19 protein-coding genes are annotated in these 26,791 nt (G+C 72.0%); 11 read left to right on the plus strand and 8 right to left on the minus strand.

The genetic code is table 11. The features are described from left to right. Positions 1-108: 108 nt before the first annotated feature. Positions 109-2,763, minus strand: coding sequence for an alpha-glucan family phosphorylase (gene glgP / locus ACFV7Q_RS00615; RefSeq protein WP_385422036.1), 2,655 nt, complete (start codon positions 2,761-2,763; stop codon positions 109-111). A gap of 178 nt (positions 2,764-2,941) precedes the next feature. Continuing rightward, a complete protein-coding gene (locus ACFV7Q_RS00620; protein WP_385422038.1) occupies positions 2,942-4,234 on the minus strand; it encodes a PKD domain-containing protein in 1,293 nt (430 codons plus the stop codon). 562 nt (positions 4,235-4,796) lie between these two features. On the opposite strand from ACFV7Q_RS00620, the gene ACFV7Q_RS00625 reads away from it, so the two are divergent. The 4 genes from ACFV7Q_RS00625 to glgB all read left to right on the plus strand — a co-directional run bounded on the left by ACFV7Q_RS00625 (position 4,797) and on the right by glgB (position 12,576). Continuing rightward, the gene (locus ACFV7Q_RS00625) at positions 4,797-6,791 is read left to right on the plus strand and encodes a maltotransferase domain-containing protein (protein ID WP_385422041.1); all 1,995 of its coding nucleotides are present in this window, start codon (positions 4,797-4,799) and stop codon (positions 6,789-6,791) included. Next, a complete protein-coding gene (gene treS / locus ACFV7Q_RS00630; protein WP_385422044.1) occupies positions 6,788-8,482 on the plus strand; it encodes a maltose alpha-D-glucosyltransferase in 1,695 nt (564 codons plus the stop codon). The genes ACFV7Q_RS00625 and treS overlap by 4 nt, the downstream gene beginning before the upstream one ends. A 252-nt stretch (positions 8,483-8,734) precedes the next feature. After that, a complete protein-coding gene (locus tag ACFV7Q_RS00635) occupies positions 8,735-10,228 on the plus strand; it encodes a maltokinase (RefSeq protein ID WP_385422046.1) in 1,494 nt (497 codons plus the stop codon). Then, a complete protein-coding gene (gene glgB / locus ACFV7Q_RS00640; RefSeq protein ID WP_385422048.1) occupies positions 10,225-12,576 on the plus strand; it encodes a 1,4-alpha-glucan branching enzyme in 2,352 nt (783 codons plus the stop codon). Before ACFV7Q_RS00635 ends, glgB begins: the two co-directional genes overlap by 4 nt. Here glgB and ACFV7Q_RS00645 read toward each other — a convergent pair. Then, positions 12,566-12,934 (minus strand): thioredoxin family protein, encoded by a 369-nt coding sequence (locus ACFV7Q_RS00645; protein ID WP_385422050.1) that lies wholly within the window; start codon positions 12,932-12,934, stop codon positions 12,566-12,568. The two genes, glgB and ACFV7Q_RS00645, sit on opposite strands and share 11 nt — an antisense overlap. Positions 12,935-12,948: 14 nt before the next feature. Beyond that, positions 12,949-13,353: a MerR family transcriptional regulator gene (locus ACFV7Q_RS00650; RefSeq protein ID WP_385422052.1), complete on the minus strand. Its 405-nt coding sequence runs from the start codon at positions 13,351-13,353 to the stop codon at positions 12,949-12,951. Between the two features lie 336 nt (positions 13,354-13,689). Here ACFV7Q_RS00650 and ACFV7Q_RS00655 point away from each other — a divergent pair, with 336 nt between their 5' ends. After that, positions 13,690-14,397, plus strand: coding sequence for a helix-turn-helix domain-containing protein (locus tag ACFV7Q_RS00655; RefSeq protein WP_385422054.1), 708 nt, complete (start codon positions 13,690-13,692; stop codon positions 14,395-14,397). Here ACFV7Q_RS00655 and ACFV7Q_RS00660 read toward each other — a convergent pair. Together ACFV7Q_RS00660 and ACFV7Q_RS00665 are read right to left on the minus strand one after the other, a co-directional pair. Then, complete coding sequence (locus ACFV7Q_RS00660; protein ID WP_385422056.1) at positions 14,394-16,406, minus strand: hypothetical protein; 2,013 nt, start codon at positions 16,404-16,406, stop codon at positions 14,394-14,396. The two genes, ACFV7Q_RS00655 and ACFV7Q_RS00660, sit on opposite strands and share 4 nt — an antisense overlap. Before the next feature lie 284 nt (positions 16,407-16,690). Then, a complete protein-coding gene (locus ACFV7Q_RS00665; RefSeq protein ID WP_385422058.1) occupies positions 16,691-17,716 on the minus strand; it encodes an ATP-dependent 6-phosphofructokinase in 1,026 nt (341 codons plus the stop codon). Between the two features lie 218 nt (positions 17,717-17,934). Between ACFV7Q_RS00665 and pta the strand changes: the two genes are divergently transcribed. The 6 genes from pta (at position 17,935) to ACFV7Q_RS00695 (ending at position 24,815) form a co-directional block, all read left to right on the plus strand. Further along, entirely contained in the window at positions 17,935-20,016 is a 2,082-nt protein-coding gene (pta, locus tag ACFV7Q_RS00670) for a phosphate acetyltransferase (RefSeq protein WP_385422060.1), read from the plus strand. A 38-nt stretch (positions 20,017-20,054) separates the two neighbouring features. Next, positions 20,055-21,272: an acetate kinase gene (locus tag ACFV7Q_RS00675; RefSeq protein ID WP_385422062.1), complete on the plus strand. Its 1,218-nt coding sequence runs from the start codon at positions 20,055-20,057 to the stop codon at positions 21,270-21,272. A gap of 62 nt (positions 21,273-21,334) precedes the next feature. Further along, on the plus strand, positions 21,335-22,765 hold the full coding sequence (gene pyk / locus ACFV7Q_RS00680) for a pyruvate kinase (RefSeq protein ID WP_385422064.1): 1,431 nt from the start codon (positions 21,335-21,337) through the stop codon (positions 22,763-22,765). A 434-nt stretch (positions 22,766-23,199) separates the two neighbouring features. Next, positions 23,200-23,838: a hypothetical protein gene (locus ACFV7Q_RS00685; RefSeq protein ID WP_385422066.1), complete on the plus strand. Its 639-nt coding sequence runs from the start codon at positions 23,200-23,202 to the stop codon at positions 23,836-23,838. After that, positions 23,774-24,484 carry a hypothetical protein gene (locus ACFV7Q_RS00690; RefSeq protein ID WP_385422068.1) on the plus strand — a complete coding sequence of 237 codons (711 nt, stop codon included), beginning with the start codon at positions 23,774-23,776 and terminating at the stop codon, positions 24,482-24,484. The genes ACFV7Q_RS00685 and ACFV7Q_RS00690 overlap by 65 nt, the downstream gene beginning before the upstream one ends. Continuing rightward, on the plus strand, positions 24,477-24,815 hold the full coding sequence (locus ACFV7Q_RS00695; protein WP_385422070.1) for a hypothetical protein: 339 nt from the start codon (positions 24,477-24,479) through the stop codon (positions 24,813-24,815). The genes ACFV7Q_RS00690 and ACFV7Q_RS00695 overlap by 8 nt, the downstream gene beginning before the upstream one ends. 95 nt (positions 24,816-24,910) lie before the next feature. On the opposite strand, the gene ACFV7Q_RS00700 is transcribed toward ACFV7Q_RS00695, so the two are convergent. Both ACFV7Q_RS00700 and ACFV7Q_RS00705 read right to left on the minus strand, forming a co-directional pair. After that, positions 24,911-26,170 (minus strand): hypothetical protein, encoded by a 1,260-nt coding sequence (locus ACFV7Q_RS00700; protein WP_385422072.1) that lies wholly within the window; start codon positions 26,168-26,170, stop codon positions 24,911-24,913. Further along, on the minus strand, positions 26,160-26,726 hold the full coding sequence (locus ACFV7Q_RS00705; RefSeq protein WP_385422074.1) for a DUF6114 domain-containing protein: 567 nt from the start codon (positions 26,724-26,726) through the stop codon (positions 26,160-26,162). The genes ACFV7Q_RS00700 and ACFV7Q_RS00705 overlap by 11 nt, the downstream gene beginning before the upstream one ends. Positions 26,727-26,791: the final 65 nt, after the last annotated feature.

Raw genomic sequence — 26,791 nt, forward strand, 5'->3', positions numbered from 1 at the left:
TTTAATAGAGACTGTTGCCAGTCCCTGGGGGCGCCGGGGGTCGGTCGGGGGGGGGTTTGGGGCGTTGCCCCCGACCGCCCGCCCCTGCCGAGGGGCCCTGCCGGGCCGCTACCGCAGCAGTACGCCGCCCTGCGGGCCGCCCTCGCCGCCCGCGTCGGTGTGCACGGGGGCGGCGACCAGCCCCAGCTCGGCCGGCGAGGCCAGCATCGGGTGCGAGGGGAGGATCCGCACGGTGTAGCCGAAGGGCCCGGTGCGGTCGAGGGCGAGCGGGCCCTCGTACACCCAGCGTCCCTCCAGGTCCGGCCCGACGGCCGGCTTGAGGGGGAAGGGCCGCCCGTCGCGGATCACGTCCTGCGGGTCCACCCGGCCGGCGACGGCCTGCACTTCCACGTCCTCGGGTGCGAGCGAGTGCAGCGCCACCCGGACGCGCAGGGTGAGGGTGGCCCCCAGCTCGGCGGTGCCGTTCACGGGAGCCGCGGCCAGCGCCTCCACGTGCTCGACGGCGACCTGGGGCCAGGCGGCCCGGACCCGGCCCTTCCACCAGGCCAGGTCACGGGCCGCCGCGGGGTCCAGTGCCCGGTGGGCGCGGGCGGCCGGGGCGTACAGCCGCTCCACGTACTCGCGGACCATGCGCCCGGCGAGGACCTTGGGGCCCAGGGAGACGAGGGTGCGACGGACCATTTCGATCCACCGCACCGGCAGTCCGCTGCGGTCGGCGCGGTCGTAGAAGCGGGGAGCGACCCGCTCCTCGATCAGCTCGTAGAGACCGGCCGCCTCCAGGTCGTCGCGCCGTTCCTCGTCGGCGCCGAGCCCGTCGGCGGTCGGGATGGCCCAGCCGAAGTCGGGTTCGAACCACTCGTCCCACCAGCCGTCGAGCACGGACAGGTTGAGGCAGCCGTTGAGCGCGGCCTTCATCCCGCTGGTACCGCACGCCTCCAGCGGTCGGAGCGGGTTGTTCAGCCAGACGTCGCACCCCGGGTAGAGCTTCTGCGCCATGCCCATGCCGTAATCGGGCAGGAACACGATCCGGTGGCGCACCCGCGGGTCGTCGGAGAACCGGACCAGCTCCTGCACCAGCCGTTTGCCGCCGTCGTCGGCGGGGTGGGCCTTGCCCGCGACGACGATCTGCACGGGCCGTTCGGGGTGCAGCAGCAGTCGGCGCAGCCGCTCCGGGTCGCGCAGCATCAGCGTGAGCCGCTTGTACGAGGGGACGCGGCGGGCGAAGCCGATGGTGAGGACGTCCGGATCGAGCACGGAGTCCACCCAGCCGAGTTCGGCGTCGGCGGCCCCGCGTTGGCGCCAGGAGGCCCGCAACCGTTCGCGGACCTCCAGCACCAGCTGCTCGCGCAGGCCCCGCCGCAGGTCCCAGACGTCCTGGTCGGCGATGTCGGCGACGGCGTCCCAGCGCTGGGACCCGCCCACCGAGAGGGCGTCCTCGGTGCGGCCGGCGCCGATCTGGCGTGCCCCGAGCCGGACCACCTCGGGGGCGACCCACGTCGGGGCGTGCACCCCGTTGGTCACGGAGGTGATGGGCACGTCCGCCGGGTCGAAGCCCGGCCACAGGCCGGCGAACATGCCGCGGCTGACGGCCCCGTGGAGGGTGGAGACGCCGTTGGCGCGCTGGGCCAGGCGCAGCCCCATCACCGCCATGTTGAACACCCCGGGGTCGCCGCCGGGGTAGGACTCGGCGCCCAGGTCCAGGATCCGCTCGACGGGTACGCCGTCCAGCTCGCCGCCGGGGCCGAAGTGGCGGGCGACCAGGGACCGGTCGAAGCGGTCGATGCCGGCGGGCACCGGGGTGTGGGTGGTGAACACGGTTCCGGCGCGGACCGCCTCCAAGGCGGCGTCGAAGCCGAGGCTGTGCTCGCCGTCGAGTTCCCTCATGCGTTCGAGGCCGAGGAAGCCGGCGTGTCCCTCGTTCGTGTGGAACACCTCGGGCTCGGGGTGGCCGGTGAGCGCGCAGTACGTCCGTACGGCCCGGACGCCGCCGATGCCGAGGAGCATCTCCTGCAGCAGACGGTGATCGCTGCCGCCGCCGTAGAGCCGGTCGGTCACCTCGCGGGCGCCGCCGTCGTTGTCCTCGACGTCCGAGTCGAGCAGCAGCAACGGGACCCTGCCGACGCGGGCCTGCCAGATGTGCGCGTGCAGGACGCGGCCGCCGGGCAGGGAGAGGGTGACGCGGGCCGGGGCCCCGTCGGCGTCCCGCAGCAGGGACAGGGGGAGTTCGTTGGGGTCGAGGACGGGGTAGTGCTCCTGCTGCCAGCCGTCCCGGGACAGGGACTGGCGGAAGTAGCCGTGCCGGTACAGCAGGCCCACGCCGATGAGGGGGACACCGAGGTCGCTGGCGGCCTTGAGGTGGTCCCCGGCGAGGATCCCGAGGCCGCCCGAGTACTGGGGCAGGGCGGCGGTGATCCCGAACTCGGGCGAGAAGTAGGCGATGGCGGCGGGGAGGTCGGTCCCGCCGTCGTGGGTCTGGTACCACCTGGCACCGTGGACGTAGTCGTCGAGGTCGGCGGCGGCGACGGCGAGCCGGCGCAGGAACCGCCGGTCGCCGGCCAGTTCCCGTAGGCGGCCGGCGGATGCGGAGCCGAGCAGGCGGACGGGGTCGCCGCCTGCGGCCTGCCAGCCCTCGGGGTCGACGGATTGGAAGAGTTCGCGGGTCTCCGTGTGCCACGACCAGCGCAGGTTGCGCGCGAGGTCGGCGAGCGGCAGCAGCGGTTCGGGGAGTACGGGGCGTACGGTGAATCGACGAATTGCCTTCACGCGTTCCACCTTCGCAGGCAAGTGCGGATCGGAGCGGCCGCACCACGCTGTGCGACCGCGCAACACCCCCGGAAGGCTAGCCGCGGCCCCGCTCCGGCTGCCACCGTGCTGCGGCGGACGGCCCGTGCCCCGCGAGCTCTCCCTCGAACGGCTCCGGTCTGCTGCGACGGACCGCCGGTCAGGGCCGGGTGAAGAACCCCAGCAGGTCGGCGATCACGTGCGTGCTGCCGCCGTGGCTGTTGGCGACGGTCACGCGGCCGTCGACGACGGGAGTGGTCACGTGGTGCGGAACGGTCTCCCCGGGCAGGGTGTTCAGGCTGCTGGCCTCCGGCCGGGCGGACCCGTGCGCGTACACGGTGAGGAAGCCCGGGCCGGTGGACCCGGTCGCGGTGACGTTGAAGGCCGCACCGATCGCGCCCGCGGGCATGCCGGCGACGGTGGTCGTGGCACCGGGAGCCGGCTTGCCGGTGGCGCGGGTGTCCGCGAGCCGCTGCGGGACGGCCGGGGCGAACAGGGCCTGGCCGCCCTTGCCGTACCAGCCGACCGCGTCCAGCACCAGGTGCGTGGAGCCGGTGTTGGTGAACAGGGTGATCGTGCCGTCCGGGCCGACCGGGACGATCGCCTGGTTCGACTTGTCCTTGCCCGGCTCCACGTTCAGGTTCGACGTCGCCGGCCGCTTCGCCGGGTCGGGGTAGGCGATCACGTGCGCCTCGGCTCCGGCACCGGTGCCCGTCAGGTTCAGCGCGACCGCGGTCGCGTCCGCCGGGATGCCGTGCACACCGGCGACCTTGACGGTACGGGTCTGCCCGCCGCCCAGCGCGGCCCTGCCCGAGTTGAGCTGCGCCTGCACCTTGCCGTCGGCGCCGACGGGAACGGTGACCGTGTTGGAGGAGGTCCCGCCCGCGCGGACGTTGACGTTCGAGGTCGCAGGGCGGGGCTGGCCGGACGGCCACACGCTGAGGTGGGTGTCCTCGGTGGCGCCGGTGACGGTCACGTTGAGGACGGCGGCGGCCATGCCGCCGGAGTGGACGCGGTCCGGGCCGGCCACGCCGACGGGCAGGACCACCGGCGCGGGTGCACCGCCCTGCAGGGGCGGGCCGGTGGTGCGGGTGTCCAGCAGGCGGAACGGCTCGGTGGCGACGTACCCGGACGGCGCGTAGTCGACCTTCACGTCCTTCACGTTGCGGGTGGCCGTGGACGTCGCGTCTTTGGAGTCCCGGACGGTGACCGTCACCTCGTAGTCGCCGGGGCGGGCGTACGTGTGCCGGAAGTCCGTCAGGTCGAAGTGCTGCCCGGTGGTGCCGTCGCCGAAGTCCACCTCGTAGCTCATCTGGATGGGCCAGTTGCTGTTCGAGAAGGTGTTCACCTGGACCGGGGTCCCGGCCGGAGCCCACGGCTGGTTGGTGTACACCCACGCCTGGCTCAGGCCGTCCTGGACCTCGTGGGCGCCACGGTCCAGGTACCCGCCCATGGTGTCGTTCGGGTCTCCCTGTCACTTCGCGCGGGACGCACCCGCTCCTCGGAGCGACCGGTGGTGGGGACACGGTGCCGGGGTCCGGGGTGCCCTGCGCACAACGGCGGGAAACCGGCGACGGCGAGTGCGATTCCGGCCGTCGTCCACCCTGGGCGGGATGGGGCGCTTCGGTTGGTTCGTACCTCGAACGAGTGCACACAAGTGTCCGATGGGACGGGTGTGTTGGGCGGTACATCCGGTAGTGCAGACGGACTTGACGGAGCCTCGGCGGAAGCCCGGCCTCTTCTTGGTCGGCGCGGCGCCACTACGTACGAGTAGTTAACCAAGCACGCGGATTGGGTCGGGCGAGAGTGGGAAGGGCTCCCCGCGTACCTGCACGGCACACCTCGCCCACCCCTCTCCCGCCACCCGAGTGAACGCGGACAGGAGCGGCCATGCCCGCAGCCCAGCCGTCCTCCGAGCGGCTAGAAACAGAGCCGACAGAGCGTGCACCACTTGCCGGCCTCCCGGCCGGCCCGTTGACACCGAGCCCCGCGAACTGCCCCCAGGTGATCCCATCATGATCGGTCGTATTCCCGTCCTGGACGTCCTCCCCGCCACCGACTGCGGGGCCAGACCCGCCAAGGCCGTGGTGGACGAGGTCTTCGAGGTGACCGCCACCGTGTTCCGCGAGGGCCACGACGCGGTCGCCGCGCACGTCCTCCTCCGCGACCCGAAGGGACGGCTGCGGCCCGCCGTGCCGATGCACGAGCTCGCGCCCGGCACCGACCGGTGGGGCGCCCGCATGGCCGCCGACACCGAGGGCCGGTGGACCTACACCGTGGAGGCGTGGAGCGACCCGCTGGCCACCTGGCGGGCCCGTGCCGCGGTGAAGATCCCGGCCGGCATCGACCCGGGGCTCACCCTGCTGGAGGGGGCCGAGCTGTACGAGCGGGCCGCCGCCAAGATCCTCAAGAGGGACGGCCGCGAGCACGTGCTGGCCGCCGCCGCCGCGATGCGCGACGAGGACCGCCCCGTCGACGAGCGGTACGCCGCCTCCCGCGAACCGAGGGCGCACGCCGCGCTGGCCCGGCGCCCGTACCGGGAGCTGGTGACCGCCGTGAAGGCCCAGCCGCTGCTGGTGGAGCGCAAGCGGGCCCTGTTCGGCTCCTGGTACGAGATGTTCCCCCGGTCCGAGGGGGCCGTGGTCGAGCCGGGTGCGAAACCGGTGAGCGGTACGTTCCGGACGGCTGCCGAACGGCTGCCCGCCATCGCCGCGATGGGCTTCGACGTGGTCTACCTGCCGCCGATCCACCCCATCGGGACCACCTTCCGCAAGGGACCCAACAACACGTTGTCCGCGGCCAGTTGGGACCCGGGGGTGCCGTGGGCCATCGGCTCCCCGGAGGGCGGCCACGACGCGGTCCACCCGGACCTGGGGACGCTGGAGGACTTCGACGCCTTCGTCGCCCGCGCCCGTGGCCTGGACCTGGAGATCGCGCTGGACTTCGCCCTCCAGTGTTCGCCCGACCACCCGTGGGTGGAGAAGCACCCGGAGTGGTTCAGTCACCGCCCCGACGGGACGATCGCGTACGCCGAGAACCCGCCGAAGAAGTACCAGGACATCTTCCCGATCCACTTCGACGCCGACATGGCCGGCATCGTCGGGGAGACGGTGCGGATCCTGCGCCACTGGATGGACCACGGCGTCCGCATCTTCCGGGTGGACAACCCGCACACCAAACCGGTCGTGTTCTGGCAGAAGGTGATCGCGGACATCAACAAGACCGATCCCGATGTGATCTTCCTGGCGGAGGCCTTCACCCGCCCCGCCATGATGCGCGCGCTCGCCGCGATCGGCTTCCAGCAGTCGTACACGTACTTCACCTGGCGCAACACCAAAGCGGAGCTCACCGAGTACCTCACCGAGCTGTCCGGCACCCGGTCCGCCTCCGTCATGCGGCCGAACTTCTTCGTGAACACGCCGGACATCCTCCACGCCTACCTGCAGAAAGGCGGCCGCCCCGCCTTCGAGGTGCGTGCCGTCCTCGCCGCCACCCTCTCCCCCACCTGGGGCGTCTACGCCGGGTACGAGCTGTGCGAGAACACCCCGGTCCGGGAGGGCAGCGAGGAGTACCTCAACTCCGAGAAGTACGAGCTGCGACCGCGCGACTGGGAGGCCGCCGAGCGCGAGGGCCGCTCGATCGCCCCGCTGATCACCACGCTCAACCGGCTGCGCCGCCGGAACCCCGCGCTGCAGCAACTGCGCGACATCCACTTCCACTCGACCGACAACGACCAGGTCATCGCCTATTCGAAGCACGCGGGCGCCAATTCCGTACTGGTGGTCGTCAACCTCGATCCGCACCACACCCAGGAGGCGACGGTCTCGTTGGACATGCCGGTACTCGGCCTCGACTGGCACGGGTCCCTCGCGGTGCGCGACGAGCTCACCGGCGAGACCTATCACTGGGGCAGGGCGAATTACGTGCGCCTAGAGCCGGGTCGCACGCCCGCGCACGTTCTCACCGCTCTGCGACCGTCCCCGCCCACCGGAGGGTCACCCACCACATGATGATCAACGATCCCGTCCACGACACCTTCGAGGACACCCCCGCCCAGGACCGCGACCCCGACTGGTTCAAGCGGGCGGTCTTCTACGAGGTCCTCGTGCGCTCCTTCCACGACAGCAACGGCGACGGGGTGGGGGACCTCAAGGGGCTCACCGCGAAGCTGGACTACCTCCAGTGGCTCGGCGTGGACTGCCTGTGGCTGCCGCCGTTCTTCGCCTCGCCGCTGCGCGACGGCGGCTACGACGTCTCCGACTACACCTCCGTCCTCCCCGAGTTCGGCGACCTCGCCGACTTCGTGGAGTTCGTGGACTCCGCGCACCAGCGCGGCATGCGGGTGATCATCGACTTCGTCATGAACCACACGAGCGACCAGCACGAGTGGTTCCAGCAGTCCCGCAAGGACCCGGACGGGCCGTACGGCGACTACTACATGTGGGCCGACAACGACAAGCTGTACCAGGACGCCCGCATCATCTTCGTCGACACCGAGACCTCGAACTGGACGTACGACCCCGTCCGCAAGCAGTACTACTGGCACCGCTTCTTCTCGCACCAGCCGGACCTCAACTACGAGAACCCGGCGGTGCAGGAGGAGATCATGTCGGCGCTGCGGTTCTGGCTGGACCTCGGCATCGACGGCTTCCGCCTCGACGCCGTGCCGTACCTGTTCGCCGAGGACGGCACCAACTGCGAGAACCTCCCGGCCACCCACCGGTTCCTCAAGCGGGTCAGGGCGGAGATCGACGCGCACTACCCGGACACGGTGTTGCTCGCCGAGGCCAACCAGTGGCCCGAGGACGTCGTCGACTACTTCGGGGACTACGAACAGGGCGGGAACGAGTGCCACATGGCGTTCCACTTCCCGGTCATGCCGCGCATCTTCATGGCGGTGCGAAGAGAGTCCCGCTACCCGGTCTCCGAGATCCTCGCCAAGACCCCGAAGATCCCCGAGCGCTGCCAGTGGGGCATCTTCCTGCGCAACCACGACGAGCTCACCCTCGAAATGGTCACGGACGAAGAGCGCGACTACATGTACGCCGAGTACGCCAAGGACCCGCGCATGCGGGCCAACATCGGCATCCGGCGCCGGCTCGCCCCGCTCCTCGACAACGACCGCAACCAGATGGAGCTGTTCACCGCCCTGCTGCTGTCCCTGCCCGGCTCCCCCGTCCTCTACTACGGCGACGAGATCGGGATGGGCGACAACATCTGGCTGGGCGACCGCGACGGCGTGCGCACGCCGATGCAGTGGACCCCGGACCGCAACGCCGGGTTCTCCTCCTGCGATCCGGGCCGGCTGAACCTGCCGGTCATCATGGACCCGGTCTACGGGTACCGGGTCACCAACGTCGAGGCCGCGATGTCCTCGCCCTCCTCGCTGCTGCACTGGACCCGCAGGCTCATCGAGGTCCGCAAGGCGAACCCGGCCTTCGGCCTCGGCTCGTACACCGAACTCCAGTCGTCCAACCCGGCGGTGCTCGCCTTCCTCCGCGAGTACGGCGACGACCTGGTGCTGTGCGTGCACAACTTCTCGCGGTTCGCCCAACCCACCGAGCTCGACCTGCGGGCGTTCAACGGGCGCGTACCGGTGGAGCTCACCGGCGACGTGCGCTTCCCGCCGATCGGCGAGTGGCCGTACCTGCTCACCCTCGCCGGGCACGGCTTCTACTGGTTCCGCCTGCGGCGCGAGTAGGGCCCCCGCCCCTCCGGCCCGCCCTGCCTCCTCGCACACACCGGAGCAGGCCGGGCCCGGGGCACCGCGGGGGCGGCGCCGAACGGGTCCCGTGCCCTCCCCCGCAAACGCACCACCGCACCACCGCACCACGCACCACGCACCACGCACCACGCACCACGCTGACCCGACACCACCCACCACCGGACAGCAACCCTCGCCATCCGGGACACTCTGCGCATTTCTGTGACGGCCCGGGGAAAGGACGACGCCATGTCGGAGGCTGCATCCGCCCGGAGCCGCCAGAGCAGTCCGGCCGCCGTCCCGCTCGGACCGCTGGAGCCGATGCTGCGCTCGTGGCTGCCGCGGCAGCGCTGGTTCGCCGGCAAGGGGCGCGCGATCACCCGGCTCCGCCTGGTCAGCGCCGTCGAGCTGCTGCCGGCCGGGGTCACTCCCGCCCTGCTGCACCTGCTCGCCGGCGTGGACTGCGCCGACGGGGCCACGGACTGCTACCAGCTGCTGCTCGGGGTGCGCCCCGCGCCGCTGCCGCCCGCGCTCGCCCCCGCCCTGATCGGGAACGCCGAGCAGGGCCCGTACGCCGGCCACGCCGTGTACGAGGGACTGGGCGATCCGCGGCTCGCCACGCTGCTGCTGGAGCGGCTGCGCACCCCGGGCAGCCACGGTCCGCTCCGCTTCGACCGGGACCCGGACGCCCTCATCCCCGCCGAGGCCGCTCCCCGGCCGGTGTCCGGCGAGCAGACCAACTCCTCGCTCATCTACGGGGATTCACACATCCTGAAGGTGTTCCGCCGGGTCGGCCCCGGCGTCAACCCGGACCTGGAACTGCCCAGGGCGCTGGCCGCCGCCGGCTGCACCCGCGTCCCGGCACCCGTGGCCTGGTACGAGGCCGACCTGCCCGCCGGCCCGCGCGGCGGCCGGGGCCGCCCCGAGCCGCTGACCCTGGGGGTGCTCCAGCCGTACCTGCGCGGCTCCGACGACGGCTGGCAGCTGGCGCTGCGCCGGCTCGGCGCGGGAGCCGACTTCACCTCCGAAGCGCACGCCCTGGGCCGGGCCACCGCCGAGGTGCACAGTGCGCTGGCCACCGCCCTGCCCACCCTGGCCCTCGGCCCGGGGCAGACGGCCCGGCTCGCCGCCGGGATGACGGCCAGGCTGGCGGCCGCGGCCCGCGAGGTACCGGCGCTGCGGCCCTACGAGACCGGGCTGCGCGGGGCGTTCGACGCCCTGGCCGCCTCCTCCCGCGGCAGCGGGGTGCCCGCCCAGCGGATCCACGGCGACCTGCACCTGGGCCAGACCCTGCGCACCGCCGACGGCAGCTGGGCCCTGATCGACTTCGAGGGCGAGCCGGCCCGGCCGCTGGCCGACCGCCGCCGCCCCGAACCCGCCGTGCGCGACATCGCCGGGATACTGCGGTCGTTCGACTACGCGGCCCGCTCGCACCGGCCCTTCGCCCCCGCCTGGGCGGACGCCTGCCGGGCCGCCTTCTGCGAGGGCTACGCCCGCACCACCGGCCGCGACCCGCGCGAGGACCCCGTCCTGCTGCGCGCGTACGAAACCGACAAGGCGGTGTACGAGGCGCGCTACGAGTCCCGGCACCGCCCCGACTGGCTGCACGTCCCCATGGCGGCCATCCGCCGCCTGGCCGAACGCGAGCGGCCGGCCCGCCGCATGCCGCCGCCCCCGCCGCAGCCCGGCTCCACCCCCACCCCCCACCCCCACCCGAAGCCCCCGAGGAGGCCGCTCGCGTGAGCGCCGCACGACAGCCGTCACCGACCGTCCGCACCGCAGCCCCGCCCGTCGCCGCGGGTAGAGCGCCGACCGCGGCCGAGCCCGCCCCCGAAGCCGGGCCCGCCCCCGAAGCCGGGCCCGCCCGCAAGTCCCGCACGCCACGGGCCCGCCGGGCCGCCGCCGCCCCGCCGCACGGGGTGCGGCCGGGGCCCGCACTCGGTGCGGAAGAGCGGGCCCGGCTGCTCGAAGGCCGCCACCACGACCCCCACGCCGTGCTCGGCGCGCACGCCCTGCGGGGCGGGGTGGCCGTCCGCGTGCTGCGCCCGTACGCGAAGACGGTCACCCTCGTCGCCAAGGGGCTGCGGGCCGAGCTGCACGACGAGGGCGACGGCCTGTTCTCCGGGCTGCTGCCGCTGGCCGAAGTGCCGGACTACCGGTTGCTGGTGGCGTACGAGGACGACGAGATCGAGGTGCACGACCCGTACCGGTTCCTGCCCGCGCTCGGCGAGCTCGACCTGCACCTGATCGGCGAGGGCCGGCACGAGGAGCTGTGGACGGCGCTCGGCGCCCGGCCGATGGTCCACCAGGGCGTCACCGGCACCCGGTTCACGGTGTGGGCGCCCAACGCGCAGGGCGTACGGGTCGCGGGGGACTTCTCCTACTGGAACCCGGTCGCCCACCCGATGCGCTCGCTCGGCGCGTCCGGGGTGTGGGAACTGTTCCTGCCGGGCGTGGGCGAGGGCGCGCTCTACAAGTACGACATCGCCCGGCCCGACGGCAGCCACACCCTGCGCGCCGACCCGATGGCCCGGCGGACGGAGTCCCCGCCCGCCACCGCCTCGATCGTGACCGGGTCCCGGTACGAGTGGGGCGACGGCCGCTGGATGGCCGCGCGCGGCGCCCGCCCGGTCCACCAGGCCCCGTTCTCGGTGTACGAGGTGCACCTGCCGTCCTGGCGGCCCGGGCTCTCGTACCGGCAGCTGGCGGAGCAGCTCCCGCCGTACGTCAAGGAGTTGGGCTTCACGCACGTGGAGCTGATGCCGATCGCCGAGCATCCCTTCGGCGGCTCCTGGGGCTACCAGGTCACCGGGTACTACGCGCCCACCGCGCGGATGGGCACCCCGGACGAGTTCCGGATGCTCGTGGACGCGCTGCACCGGGCGGGGATCGGGGTGATCCTCGACTGGGTGCCGGCGCACTTCCCGCGCGACGACTGGGCGCTCGCCGAGTTCGACGGGCGGCCGCTGTACGAGCACCAGGACCCGCGCCGGGCGTCGCACCCGGACTGGGGGACGCTGGAGTTCGACTACGGGCGCAAGGAGGTCCGCAACTTCCTCGTCGCCAACGCCGTCTACTGGTGCCAGGAGTTCCACATCGACGGGCTGCGGGTCGACGCGGTGGCCTCGATGCTCTACCTGGACTACTCGCGCGGCGAGGGCCAGTGGGCGCCGAACGAGCACGGCGGGCGGGAGAACCTGGACGCGGTGGCGATGCTCCAGGAGATGAACGCGACCGTGTACCGGCGCTGTCCGGGCGTGGTGACGATCGCGGAGGAGTCCACGGCCTGGAACGGGGTCACCCGGCCCACGGACGCGGGCGGGCTCGGCTTCGGGCTGAAGTGGAACATGGGCTGGATGCACGACACCCTGCGGTACGTCCAGAAGGAGCCGGTGCACCGCAAGTACCACCACCACGACATGACCTTCGGGATGGTGTACGCGTACAGCGAGAACTACGTGCTGCCGATCTCGCACGACGAGGTGGTGCACGGCAAGCACGCGCTGGTGTCGAAGATGCCCGGCGACTGGTGGCAGCAGCGGGCCGGTCAGCGGGCCTACCTGGGCTTCATGTGGGCCCACCCGGGCAAGCAGCTGCTGTTCATGGGGCAGGAGTTCGCGCAGGGGGCGGAGTGGTCGGAGGCCCACGGCCCGGACTGGTGGCTGCTGGACCCGTCGTATCCGGCGGCCGCCGACCACCAGGGCGTGCGCACCCTGGTCCGGGACCTGAACCGGGCCTACGCGGCGGCGCCCGCCCTGTGGGAGCGGGACAGCGTGCCCGAGGGCTTCGCCTGGGTGGAGGCGGACGCGGCGGACGACAACGTCTTCGCCTTCCTCCGGTACGCACACGACGGCTCGCAGCTGCTGTGCGTGTCGAACTTCTCGCCGGTGGTGCGGCACGGCTACCGGATCGGCGTACCGGAGGAGGTTCCCGTGTGGCGGGAGGTCCTCAACACGGACCTGGAAGTCTACGGTGGCAGCGGGATCCGCCACCTTGCGCCGCTGCGGCCGCAGCGCGAGCCGGCGCAGGGCCGCCCGGCGAGCCTGCGCCTGACCCTCCCGCCCCTGGCCACGGTCTGGTTCAGGCCGTAGCCGGCGCCGCGAGCGCCGCCTGCTCCATCACCCCTTCGAGCTCCTGGAGCAGGCGGCGCTTGGGCCGTGCCCCGATGAACTGCGCGACGGGCTCGCCCGCGCGGAAGACGAACAGGGTCGGCAGGGACAGCACCCCGTAACGGGCGACGGCCTCCGGGTTGGTGTCGGCGTCGATCCACACGGTCTTGAGCCGGCCGGCCGTCTCGGCGGCGACGGCGGACAGCACGGGGGCGAGCTGCCTGCAGGGGCCGCACCAGTCCGCGGTGAACTCCACGAGGACGGGTAGACCCCGCTCGGCGAGCACCTCCTTCTCGAAGTCGGCATCGGTCACTTCCGTGACTCCGGCGATGTGCACCATGGTCCTCTCCCCTTTCAACCGGTCATCTCACAGCGCGGGACGGCGGCACCGCCGGCCCCTTCGGCGGCCGCCCGCTCGGCCTCGGCGAGCTGCCGCCCGACCTGTTCCCGTACCTCGGCCAGCCGGCCGATCAGCGCGTCGAGCTCGGCGAGCTTGCGCCGGTACACGGCCAGGGACGCCGGACAAGAGTCCCCGGCGGGGTGGCCGGCGCGCAGGCACTCGACGAACGGGCGGGTCTCCTCCAGGTCGAAGCCGAAGTCCTGGAGTGTGCGGATCTGGCGGAGCAGCCGCAGGTCGTCCTCGTCGTAGGTGCGGTAGCCGTTGGGAGACCGCCGGGAGGGCAGCAGCCCGCGAGACTCGTAGTACCGCAGGGTCCGGGTGCTGGTTCCGGCCCGCTCCGCCAGTTCGCCGATGCGCATGGCCCGAACGTAAGCCTTGACGCGGACGTCAAGGCAAGGGTGGGGGACGGGGCGGGGGCGGGGCCCTCGCCACCCCCGTATACGAGGGCCCCGTTATGGATCACGTACGGGGGCGACGGCCGGTTCAGGGCGGGCGAGGGGAATCGGTGAAGATCGAGTGGAGGGGTGTCGCACGGGCCGGGCGGAACCGTACGCTGATCACGGCACCAGGAGCGCGTCCGATTACCGGACGGTCGCCGGAAATCCGGACCAATACCCCGAACTCCATCGGACATTCCTACGAGTTGTGGGCTTGTTTGAACAGTCTGTAGTCGCCACGCCCCCGTCGCTCCTACGGTGTGCCCTGTGCAATCCAGCCCACCCTTCAATGCCCCCGCCGCGCGACGCCTCCGCGCGGCCCTGGGCATGGCGCCCGGCCACGTCGCCTACGGTCTGCGCGCGCAGTACGGACTGATCGTCGAACCCGAGACCGTGATGGCCTGGGAGCGCGGCGAGAGGACACCGACCGCCGCCGAGTTGACCGCCCTCGCCGGCGTGCTGTGGTGCGCGCCCGGCGAGCTGCTCGCCGAACCGGTCACCCTGCGGGAGCACCGGCTGGCCCGGGGCATGCCCGCGGACGAGCTGGCCCGCCGGATCGGCCTGGACACGGGCTCGTACCAGAAGATGGAGGACTCCGGGCGCTGGAAGGGCAACGAACGCCAGTCCGTGGCCCTGGCGCAGGTCCTCGGCCTGACCCTGGCCCAGTTCGTGGCGGCCTCCGGCAAGCAGGAGGAGCTGGCGGAGTTGCTGCGCAGTGCGGTGACCACGCGCTGGCAGGCGTACGTGAAGCCGCTGGCCAAACTCCTGCCGGTGCCCCGGCAGCGCCTGGAGCCGGTGGTCGAGCGGCTGCACGCGGACTACCAGGCCACCATGGTCGCCACCCTCGGCTGGGGCGGGGCCGCGGGCGGCGCAGGCGCGGGAGACGCGGGCCGCGAGTTCCTCGCGACCATCGTCGACCGCTTCTGGTCCTACGCCTCCGCCCCGGGGCAGCCGTCCGCCGGCTAGCGCAGCGGGGCGTACACCACGGCAGCGGTGGGCGTGCCGGCGAGGTCCCGCTTCAGCCGCTCGGCCGTCCCCTGGTCCCCGACGAGGACGGTCGGCGGGGCCGGGCAGGAGGCGATGGCCGTCTTCAGACGGCCCAGGGAGGTCTGGTACTCCTTCTCGTCGACCGGCTTCGGGCCGCCGATCTTGACGTGGAAGACCTCGTACAGCCCCACCATGGCGCCGACGCGGTGGGTGAGCGCCTGGGCGAGGAAGGTGGACTTCAGGTTCAGGTACGAGTCGTTGCTGTACAGGGCGATCACCGGCGAGTCGACGCCCTCCAGGTCGCGCCCGGTCAGGGCGGCCGCGGGCGGGCCCATGTCGCTCTTGCCCTCGCCCCGGGCCCACTTGAGCATGGAGGTGTCGTACCAGGCGGAAGGGTGGCCCCAGCCCGACGGAACCCCCCACTGGACGCTGCCGAACAAGGCGAGCGCGGCGGCGCCCGCGAGGCCGGAGCGCAGCAGCAGGCCTGCCCGCCGGCGCAGCTTCGACGGCGAGGTCTCCGGGGCGGGCGGCAGCATCGTCCCGATGAGGCCCACGGAGATCAGGGCGACGACGAGGGCTGCCGCGGTCAGCTTCTCGAAGTAGTACGCGTACTGGCCGATCGTGAGCTTCTGCCACAGCCCGAAGCCGCCGACGACCGCGGTCGTGCCGAGGACGAGGGACAGGACCAGCCGTCCGGTGCCCGTGCGACGGTTGACCGGGAGCGATGCGGCCAGCAGGGCGAGCAGCCCGCACCCGATGAACACGGGCCGGTCGGGGATGACCATCGGGCCGGCGAGGTTGGACGTCTTGGCCACGTCCAGCTTGGTGAGCACGGAGGCCACGCTGGGCAGGCCGGCGACCAGCGTGCCGCCGGCCAGGACGCCGAGGAGCAGGCGGCGGCGCGGGGCGAACCGCTGTCGGTGGACGATCAGGACGGCGAGGAGGGCGAGGCCGACGAGCGCGCCGTAGAGGTTGTAGACGAAGGTCACGGCGATCAGCCCGGCCACGGCCGACAGCGCGAACTCGGCCCGCCCCATCGCGGGCCGCACCAGCAGGGCCAGGGCGACGGCGAGGAACAGCAGTCCGATGATCTCGGAATCGAAGCCCCGCTCCACCAACTGGGACATGGAGCCGGACACCACCACGGCCGCCACGGTCGCGCAGACCGCGGCGGCGCGCCAGCCGCGCAGGCGGGGGCCGCCGATCCAGCGCGCGGCCCACACCAGAGCGCCGCAGAACAGCGCATGGGCGGCGATGACGTAGAGGAGGTAACGGTGCGTCGCGTCGAGGGCGGAGCCGCCACCGGCGGAGGAGGTCACCAGGCCGTCCAGCCAGGCGAGCAGGAAGTGGGAGCCCTGCGGGTAGACCGCCTCGGCCGGGGTCATCATGTACGTCCTGGCAGCCTCCTGGTGGAGGAAGGCGTAGCCCCCGACGTGGCGGATCCCGTCGAAGTACGAGAAGTGGCCGAGCCGGTCCTCGGCGGTGACGAAGTAGGCCAGGCGCTCGACGGACGACTTGCCGGCCACCGGGTGGTGCATGTAGTGCCACACCACCGCGACGGTGCCGGCGACCAGCGCGTCCGAGCCGCGCAGGCGCAGCGGGAGGCTCGGCCGGCGGCGGGCCAGCCAGCCGGCGACCGTCACCAGGGTCAGCAGGACTCCCCCGCCGGGCACGGGGGCCAGCCCCCACGGCCAGAGCGAGAAGACCAGGCCGAGGCCCATCACGGCCCCGCAGAGGATGAGGGCCGCGGCCACGAGGCGGTCGAGGAGCACCCCGCCCACCCGGATCAGGCTGGCGGTCGCGACCAGGAGGACGGGGACCAGGACGAGGTCCGCCCCGAGCGCGTGGAGGAGCAGCGGCAGCGCCCAGGACGCGGCGACGGCGGCAACCAGCACGGTCCACCGACGTCCGGGTGCGGGCGGGATCCCGCCCTCGTGCGGTGCGCCTGCCCCGGCTTCGCGGGGTCTCGGAACGGTAGTGGTCGCCACGGAGCCGGGCACCTTTCCCTTGAGCAATGGCCATCGGATGACGGGGTCCGGACATCACGGACCGACCCGTCCCACCGACTCGGCAACCACCCAACCCCCGGAGCGGATCATAACTCTCGGTGTGCACGGCGCGACGCCGCCCCCGCGGGCGGTGCCTGCGGGGGCGGCGTGCGGGGCGGGGCGACGGAGGGAACGGCAGGGGGCGGGAAGGCCGGCAGGGGGAAGGCCAGCAGCGGGAACCCCGGCAGGGGGGAGCCAGTAGCGGGAAGGCCGGCGGGGAACGGTCAGAAGACCGATTCGGCCTCGTACATGCGGTCCGCCGGGACCCGCTTCAGCTCGGTGACGGCCGAGGCGAGCGGGGCCAGCACGATGTCGGTGCCGCGCAGGGCCGTCATGTTGCCGAAGTCGCCGCGGTGCACGGCCTCCACCGCGTGCCAGCCGAAGCGGGTGGCGAGGACCCGGTCGTACGCGGTGGGGACGCCGCCGCGCTGGACGTGGCCGAGGATGACCGGGCGGGCCTCCTTGCCCAGGCGGTGCTCCAGCTCGATGGCGAGCCGGTTGCCGATGCCGGCGAAGCGCTCGTGTCCGTACTGGTCGATCGCGCCCCGCTCGTACGGCATGGAGCCCTCGGCGGGGTGCGCGCCCTCGGCGACGCAGATCACGGCGAACTTCTTGCCGCGGGCGAAGCGTTCCTCCACCATCTTCACCAGGTCGTCCACCTCGAACGGGCGCTCCGGCAGGCAGATCCCGTGCGCGCCGCCGGCCATGCCGGACTCCAGGGCGATCCAGCCGGCGTGCCGGCCCATCACCTCGACGACCATCACGCGCTGGTGCGACTCGGCGGTGGTCTTGAGGCGGTCTATGGCCTCGGTGGCCACGGTGACGGCGGTGTCGAAGCCGAAGGTGCGGTCGGTGGCGGAAATGTCGTTGTCGATCGTCTTGGGCACCCCGACGACCGGCATCCCGGCGTCCGCCAGCATCCGGGCGGCGGTCAGCGTGCCCTCGCCGCCGATCGGGATGAGCGCGTCGAGGCCGTATCGCTCCGCCAGCTCGTTGGCGTTCTCGGCGGCCTCGTGGAGACGGGCGCGCTCCATGCGGGCCGAGCCGAGGATGGTGCCGCCGCGGGCGAGGATGCCGCTGACCGCGTTGATGTCGAGGGGGCGGTAGTGGCCGTCCAGGAGCCCCTTGAAGCCGTCCTCGAAGCCGATGACCTCGTCGCCGTGCCCGACCAGCGCACGGTGCACGACCGACCGGATGACGGCGTTCAGGCCGGGGCAGTCGCCTCCTGCGGTGAGAACTCCGATACGCATCGTCCTGTGTCTCCTGCTCCTGGTCACATCGTGAGGCTTGTCCGATTGTTCCACGGGCCCGGTCGGCCCCGCGCCCCGTGACGCTCTCCCGTCAGGCCGTTCGGCCCTCCCGCACGGGCCGTTCGCCCGGGGGGCGCCCTAGCCATCGACGGAGGTATTGTCAAGAGGTCAAGGCCACCCTATCGGGGAAATTTTCGCACCAGGGACGGAGATCACGCGTGACGCGCAGCGTGTATGTGACCGGTATCGACCGGGGTGACGGCCGCCAGGTCGTCGAGCTGGGGATCATGGAGCTGCTGACCCGCCAGACGGCGCGGGTCGGTGTCTACCGGCCGCTGCTGCACGATGCGCCGGACCGGCTCTTCGAGCTGCTGCGGGCCCGCTACCGGATCGAGCAGGACGCCTCGACGGCGTACGGCATGGAGTACCGCGAGGCGTCCGCGATCCTGGCGGAGAAGGGGACCGACGAGCTCGTCTCCCGGCTCGTCGACCGCTACCACGAGGCGGCCCGCGACTACGACGTCATGCTCGTCCTCGGCACGGACTACGCCGAGACGAACCTCCCCGACGAGCTGGCCCTCAACGCCCGCCTCGCCAACGAGCTCGGCGCGGTGGTCGTTCCCGTCGTGGGCGGCACCAAGCGGGCTGCGGAGGAGGTGCGCGCCGAGGCCCGCAACGCCCACCGCGCGTACGAGAGCCTCGGCTGTCACGTCGTCGCGATGGTCGTCAACCGGGTGGCCGCCGAGGACCGGGACTCCATAGCCGAGCGGCTGGCCGCCCGCCTGCCGGTGCCCTGCTACGTCCTGCCGGACGACAAGTCCCTGGCCGCCCCGACCGTCGCCCAGATCACCCGGGCGCTCGGCGGTGAGGTGCTCCTCGGCGACGACGCGGGACTCGCCCGCGACGCCGTCGACTTCGTCTTCGGCGGCGCCATGCTGCCCAACTTCCTGAACGCGCTGACCCCCGGTTGCCTGGTCGTCACCCCCGGGGACCGCGCCGACCTGGTCGTCGGCGCGCTCGCCGCGCACGCCTCCGGCACCCCGCCGATCGCCGGCGTGCTACTGACCCTGAACGAGCGCCCGGGGGACGACATCCTCGCGCTGGCCTCGAAGCTGGCGCCGGGCACGCCCGTGGTGTCGGTGGCCGGCAACAGCTTCCCGACCGCCGCCGAGCTGTTCTCGCTGCAGAGCCGCCTGAACTCCGCGACCCCGCGCAAGCTGGAGACCGCGCTCGGCCTGTTCGAACGCCATGTGGACACCGCCGAGCTGCGCGGGCTGCTGGCGCTGGCCCGCTCCGAGCGGGTCACCCCGATGATGTTCGAGCACGAGCTCCTGGAGCGGGCCCGCGCCGACCGCCGCCGCGTGGTGCTCCCCGAGGGCACCGAGGAGCGCGTGCTGCGCGCGGCGGACGTGGTCCTGCGCCGCGGGGTCTGCGACCTGACCCTGCTGGGCGACGAGCAGGCGATCCTGAAGAAGGCCGCCGACCTGGGCGTCGACGTCTCGGGCGCGCAGCTCATCGACCCGGCGACCTCCCCGCTGCGGGAGCGGTTCGCCGAGTACTACGCGGCGGTCCGCGCCCACAAGGGCATGACGGTCGAGCTGGCGGGCGACGTGGTGACCGACGTCAACTACTTCGGCACCCTGATGGTGCAGGAGGGCCTGGCCGACGGCATGGTCTCCGGGTCGGTGCACTCCACCGCGGCCACCATCCGCCCCGCCTTCGAGATCATCAAGACGAAGCCCGACGCCTCGATCGTCTCCTCCGTCTTCTTCATGTGCCTGGCCGACCAGGTGCTCGTGTACGGCGACTGCGCCGTCAACCCGGACCCGAACGCAGAGCAGCTCGCCGACATCGCCGTCCAGTCGGCGGCGACCGCGGCCGCCTTCGGGGTGGAGCCGCGGATCGCGATGCTCTCGTACTCCACGGGCAGCTCGGGCAGCGGCGCGGACGTCGACAAGGTGCGCAAGGCCACCGGGATCATCCGCGAGCAGCGCCCCGAGCTGGCCGTCGAGGGCCCGATCCAGTACGACGCCGCCGTCGAGCCCTCGGTCGCGGCGACGAAGCTGCCCGGGTCCGAGGTGGCCGGCCGCGCGACGGTGCTGGTCTTCCCCGACCTGAACACGGGCAACAACACGTACAAGGCCGTGCAGCGGTCGGCGGGCGCCATCGCGGTCGGCCCGGTCCTCCAGGGGCTGCGCAAGCCGGTCAACGACCTGTCGCGCGGCGCACTGGTGCAGGACATCGTCACCACCGTGGCCATCACCGCGATCCAGGCGCAGGGCGCGCCGCTCACCGCCTGACCTCCCCTCGAACCCTCATCCAAGGAAAGACCTCCATCGTGACCACCGCATCGCGCGTCCTCGTCCTCAACTCCGGCTCCTCGTCGGTGAAGTACCAGCTGCTCGACATGGCGGACTCCTCCCGCCTGGCCGTCGGCCTGGTCGAGCGCATCGGCGAGCAGACCTCCCGGCTCGTCCACGAGCCGCTGGCCGGCCCGGGCGCCTCGGGCGGCAAGCGGGAGCGGGTGGGCGCGATCGCCGACCACGAGGCGGCCCTCGCGGCGGTCGCGGCGGAGCTCGCCGCAGACGGGATGGGCCTGGACTCCCCCGAACTGGCCGCCGTCGGGCACCGGGTGGTGCACGGCGGGACCCGGTTCACCGCCCCGACGGTCATCGACGACGAGGTGCTGGCGGAGATCCGCAGCCTGATCCCGCTGGCGCCGCTGCACAACCCGGCGAACGTGACCGGCATCGAGGTGGCGCGGGCGCTGCGCGGGGACCTCCCGCAGGTGGCGGTCTTCGACACGGCCTTCCACGCGACGATGCCGGAGCACGTCGCCCGGTACGCGATCGACGCCGCGACGGCGGAGAAGTACGCGATCCGGCGGTACGGCTTCCACGGCACCTCGCACGCGTACGTCTCCCGGGCCACGGCCGCGCTGCTGGGCCGGCCGGTGGAGGACGTGAACGTGATCGTGCTGCACCTGGGCAACGGGGCCTCCGCGTCAGCGGTCCGGGGCGGCGTGTGCGTGGAGACCTCGATGGGCCTGACACCGCTGGAGGGCCTGGTCATGGGCACCCGTTCGGGCGACCTGGACCCTGCGGTGGTCTTCCACCTGGCGCGGGTGGGCGGCCTCTCGGTGGACGAGATCGATTCGCTCCTGAACAAGAAGAGCGGTCTGCTGGGCCTGTGCGGCGACAACGACATGCGCGAGGTGCTGCGGCGTGCGGGCGAGGGCGACGAGTCGGCGCGGCTCGCCTTCGCGGCGTACGTGCACCGGCTGAAGAAGTACATCGGCGCCTACTCGGCGGTGCTCGGCCGGGTGGACGCGGTGGCGTTCACGGCCGGCGTGGGCGAGAACGCCCACCAGGTCCGCGAGGCGGCGGTCGAGGGCCTGGCGGAGCTGGGGCTCGTACTGGACCCGGCGGCCAATGCCGTGCGCTCGGACGGGCCGCGGCTCGTCTCCCCGGACCACGCACGGGTGGCCGTGGCGGTGGTTCCGACGGACGAGGAGCTGGAAATCGCCACTCAGGCGTACGCGCTGGTTACTGAGTAGTCACTTGGACTTTCCACCAGACGGAATATTCCGCTGCGAAACAAACCGATAGGATCCGCTCCATGCGCCGTTCCAAAATCGTCTGCACGCTGGGCCCCGCCGTCGACTCGTATGAGCAGCTGAAAGCGCTCATCGAGGCAGGTATGAACGTGGCCCGATTCAACTTCAGCCACGGTTCCCAGGCAGAACACCAGGAGCGGTACGACCGCGTCCGGCAGGTCTCCGCGGACACCGGGCGCGCGGTCGGCGTCCTCGCCGACCTCCAGGGTCCGAAGATCCGTCTGGAGACGTTCGCCGAGGGCCCCGTCGAGCTGGTGCGCGGTGACGAGTTCACCATCACCACCGAGGACGTCCCGGGCGACAAGTCCATCTGCGGCACCACGTACAAGGGCCTGCCGGGCGACGTGGCCAAGGGGGACCAGGTCCTGATCAACGACGGCAACGTCGAGCTGCGGGTGACCGAGGTCGAGGGCCCGCGGGTCAGGACCATCGTCATCGAGGGCGGGGTGATCTCGGACCACAAGGGCATCAACCTGCCGGGTGCCGCCGTGAACGTCCCGGCCCTGTCGGAGAAGGACGTCGACGACCTCCGCTTCGCCCTGCGGATGGGCTGCGACATGGTCGCCCTGTCCTTCGTCCGCGACGCCAACGACGTCAAGGACGTCCACCGGGTCATGGACGAGGAGGGCCGCCGGGTCCCCGTCATCGCCAAGGTCGAGAAGCCGCAGGCCGTCGAGAACATGGAGGCCGTGGTCGCCGCCTTCGACGCGGTCATGGTGGCCCGCGGCGACCTGGCCGTCGAGTACCCGCTCGAAAAGGTGCCGATGGTCCAGAAGCGGCTCATCGAGATGTGCCGCCGCAACGCCAAGCCGGTGATCGTCGCGACCCAGATGATGGAGTCGATGATCACCAACTCCCGCCCGACCCGAGCGGAGGCCTCCGACGTCGCCAACGCGATCCTCGACGGGGCCGACGCGGTCATGCTGTCGGCCGAGTCCTCGGTCGGCGCGTACCCGATCGAGGCCGTGAAGACGATGTCGAAGATCGTCGCGGCGGCCGAGGAGGAGCTCCTGTCCAAGGGCCTCCAGCCGCTGGTCCCGGGCAAGAAGCCGCGCACCCAGGGCGGCTCGGTCGCCCGTGCGGCCTGTGAGATCGCGGACTTCCTGGACGGCAAGGCCCTGGTCGCCTTCACCCAGTCCGGCGACACCGCCCGCCGGCTCTCGCGCTACCGCGCCGCACAGCCGATCGTGGCCTTCACGACCGACGTCAACACCCGCAACCAGCTCACCCTGAGCTGGGGCGTGGAGTCCCACGTCGTCCCGCACGTGGACAACACCGACGCGATGGTCGACCTGGTGGACTCCGAGATGGTCAAGCTCGGCCGCTACAACGCCGGCGACACGATGATCATCACGGCCGGCTCCCCGCCCGGCGTACCCGGCACCACCAACATGGTCCGCGTCCACCACCTGGGCGGCCCCGACCTGGCCTGACGCCTGACCGGCCCGGCCGCACGGACACCGGGGGCGGCACCCCACATCCCTTCCGGGAACGGGGTGCCGCCCTCGGCGTTTCCCACTCCCGCGACGACTGGCCAGTAGTTTCGACCGAAACCCCACTACCCCCGGTAACTGATCAGGCGGCAGCCGCTGCTGCTGCCGGGACCTCGCAGCGGCAGAAGCCCCGAGGCGGCGACCACGGCCCGCACCGCCGCGAACGCAGCGCCGGGGCGGCGGATCGTGCCCGTGCGGATGCCGACAACGCGACGACCTCCGCGCACAACACGCGAGCCGCTTCCACCCGCGCGGAGGGCGCTGCAGAACGGGCCCGGGCGTCTTCGGACAAGGCCTGGTCGGCATACCAGACCAGCGCGTCCGCCGCCGCGACCGCGCACGCCGCGGCGGCCGACGCCATCGACGCCGCCTCGGTGAACGCCACCAAGGCCGAGGCCGAAGCAAAGAAGGCGCAGGCAGCCTCGCTCCAGGCGACCAAGAACTCGGCCGCAGCCCGGACGGAGGCAATCAAGACGGCCGCGTGGTCGGCCATTACTGCCGGCCACGCCGACGCCACCTCCCAAGCGGCCCCGGCCGCGCGCGACTCGGCGGCCCAGGCCGTACAGCCCGCCAACGGCGCCATCGCGATGGGCACCCCCTACCGCGAGACCGCTGCGGCAGCCGCCTTCGCCGTCCTGGTCGGCCAGTCCGCCAAGGCCGATGAAGCCACCAAGGCTGCCGCCGCCAAGGCGCTCGCCGACAAGGCCTCTGGCGACGCCAAGCTCGCCGCCCAAGCGGCCGCAGCCGCCGCGGCCGACACCGCTGCCGCTCTGAAGTCCTTGGCCGCCGCCCGCAGCTCGGCGGCGAAGCCCGCGCTGGCCGCCGAGGCCACCAAGCAGGGGGACGACAAGACGAAGGAGAAGCGCTCGTCGACGCTCCCAAGCCGGACACCGGCGCGGACCTGTCGCAGGACGAAGAGGCCCTGCTGCTGGCGAACTGCGGTCAGCCGTGTGTTACGAGTTCCGCGCGGCCAAGGAGCTCGCGGCCAAGGACGTGCTCGACTGGGTGATTGAGATCGGCGGGCAGATCCTGCTCGACGAACTCGGCTACACGGACGCCAAGAAGTGCTTCACGCGGCGTGACGTTGAGAGCTGCCTGTGGACCCTGGTCAACGTCGTGATGGTCGGCGTTGCCGTGGCGGAGATCCCCGCCGTCACCAAGGTGATCTACAAGGTCGGCAAGGGCGTCCACACTTTCCTGGAAGGCCTCGACCGGGCTAGGAGAACACCCTGGACCGGACGCGCAAGCTCCTGGAGACCCTCAAGAAGGGCCAGCCCGCGGTCGATTGCCTCGTCTCTGCGGTGGGGGGGTGCACCGCAGAAGGTCGCCCCCAGGAACGCGGTTTCCGCGGCCACCCCGAAGATCTGCGTGCGGTCCGCCATTGGGACAAGCGGATTCTTCTACAAGGTGATGATGAAATCTGCCAAGAACGAGCAGGTGGCCCTAGACTTCAAGGCTCTTGAGGCCAGGCTCGCCGCAGGCAACAAGCAGGCAGGGATCGGCGCCTCCGGCCTCAGTGGAGGAATCGAGTACACGCGTTCCAGGAACGGCGGGAGAATGTTCTTCCGTCGGGTTGGCGATGCCCACGAGATCGTCGCCATGTGCGATAAGAAGCATGAGCCGGCCGTCATCAAGGAGCTCCAGGAGATCTATGCCTGACGATCCCTTCCACGTCGTGCAGACGGACCGGTTCTCGGTCACCTACATCCTCGGGCTCGACGACGATCCCGACACCGTCGAGAACACCGATGCGATCGTCACCGCTCCCGACGGAACGCGTTGGAGTGCCACGTTTCTGACCCATAGCGAAATCGCCAAGGTCATGGATCGCTGGTCGGCCACCGGCGAATGCGCCGACGGCTCGTACTTTCAGGTGCAGGATCTCGTGATCGTCCGCGAGCCCGGTGTGGATGCCATGACCAGAGCGCTGGTGGACATCTTCGACGAGTACGGAATGAACACCGAAGTCCTGCCCAAACTGCCGGACTGAGCCCGCGCGCCCGGCTGAGGCCCACTCCCTTCCGGATGCTGTTGGTCAACCAACAGCGCCCATGCCGGAGCGGGCCTCACGGGTACGTCGCCGGACTATCCCTCCGGCGGGCCCATGTAGTTCTTCAGGCCCGGGACGGTGAGGGTGCCGCCGAATTGGCCGGCCTGGACGACCTTGACGTTCGTGAAGAACGCGAAGGGGACGTTCAGGGGCGGCGGGCTGTTCGGGGAGAACTCGATCGGGATGATCCCGAACAGGTTGCCCTTGAGGTTCTCCGTGTACATCGTCACCTCGCCGCCGCGGATCTTGGACGTGGAGCCCGGGCGGGACTTCAGATGGGCGATGCTCCCGCCCTTGCCGACGGTCTGGTAGAGGTCCTTGATGTCCAGCGAGTCCGCGGTGAACTTCAGGACCTTCTTGGTCTTCCCGCTCGCGGTCTTCACCTCGACGATGCCCTTGTAGTCCAGGCCGTAGAGGGTCAGCAGCGAACTGTCCAGGTACCAGGGCTCGTCCGGCAGGAGCGGGATTCCCGGCTCCAGTTGGGCGTCGGCCAGGGCCTTGGCGTCGTAGGTCGGGCATGGGAAGGGTTGCTTCCCGTCCGCGTCCTTGCCCTTGTCGGCGTCGTCCTTCTCGGACTTGTCCTTGTCCTTGCCCGTCTCGTCCTTGGGCTTGGTCGCCGTGTCCTTGACGTCCTGGGGCAGCTCGCGGACGGTGACGCCGGCCTTCTTCGCGGCTTCGCGGATCGCGTCGGCCGAGGGGTCCGGGGCCGGGGCGGACGGGGCCGGGGGCGCGGGCGTCGTCGGGGTGGCCGACGGCTGCGCGGGCTGGAGCGGCTTGCCGAGCGAGTCGAAGAAGTCCTTGACCTTGTCGCCGACGCCCAGCGGGTCCAGCGGGTTCGGGGTCTTCGAGGCGGACGGCGTGGGGGCGGCCGGGGTGGTGGGGGCCGCCGTCGTGGACCGGGTGGCGTCTGCCTGCTTGCTCGCGGACGGCTTCGGCGCCGGCGGGGTGACACCGGGCTTGGGCGCAGCGGAGGCTGACGGTGAGGCGCTCGCGCTAGGCGAGGGTGAGTCCGACGCCGAGGGGCTGGGGGAGGCCGACTCCGCGGGCTCGTCGGACCGTGTCACGCACGGGCCGGGCGCGAAGGGGATCTCCTTGTCGTCGGCCAGGGCCAACCTGGGCGCCATGCCCATGCCGACCAGGACCGCGGTCGGCATGGCCGCCAGCGCCATCGTCTTGCCGACCGGAATCTGGATCTTGTTCAGCAGCGACTTCCGGGGGGCGGCGTGCCGCGGCCCCTTTCTTTCACGGGACTCCGCGCTCGGGGCCACGCCCGGCTGCGTCTCATCACCCCGCACTGTTCCTCCCGCCATCGGCGTGGGCAGTCGTCTCGCTCGCGTATGCCGTTTCCGTCCCGCGGGGGGCCGGGATGCCCTGGGGGCCGCCCGCCATCGCCTCCGCCTTGCCCGTGTCACCGGCCGGGGCCGCGTCGGTCTCGTCCACCGGGGTGCCGGGCGCCCACGCCAGCGCGAGGGCGCCGCCGATCATGGCCGGGACGAAGCCCAACCCGAAGCCGCCGAGGTTGGACACCGGCAGCGACACCAGCGCCAGCAGGATCGACGCGACACCGGCAAAGACCCGGATCGCCTGCTGGAACCAGAGAGCGAGGCCCAACGTGATCAGCAGGACACCGATGATCAGCGCGCCCGCGCCGCCCGTCGTCGCCATCGCGAGGCTGAGGTTGCCGAGCCGGAAGTCCGCGTACGGGAAGTACGCGATCGGGAAGCCACTGACGAGGGTGAACAGCCCGGCCCAGAAGGGACGGCGGCCGGTCCACGCGTGAACGTGGTAGTACACGACGGTGAGCCAGGCGTCGTCTTCCGCGCGAACATAAACCGGGGCCTTGGTGTTCATGGACAACAGCTCCCTGGAAACGGTGGTACGGAGAAATCTGTGGAACCCGGGCGGGCGGGTGACGA

It is taken from the genome of Streptomyces sp. NPDC059851 (assembly GCF_042732005.1).
Classification (GTDB): domain Bacteria; phylum Actinomycetota; class Actinomycetes; order Streptomycetales; family Streptomycetaceae; genus Streptomyces.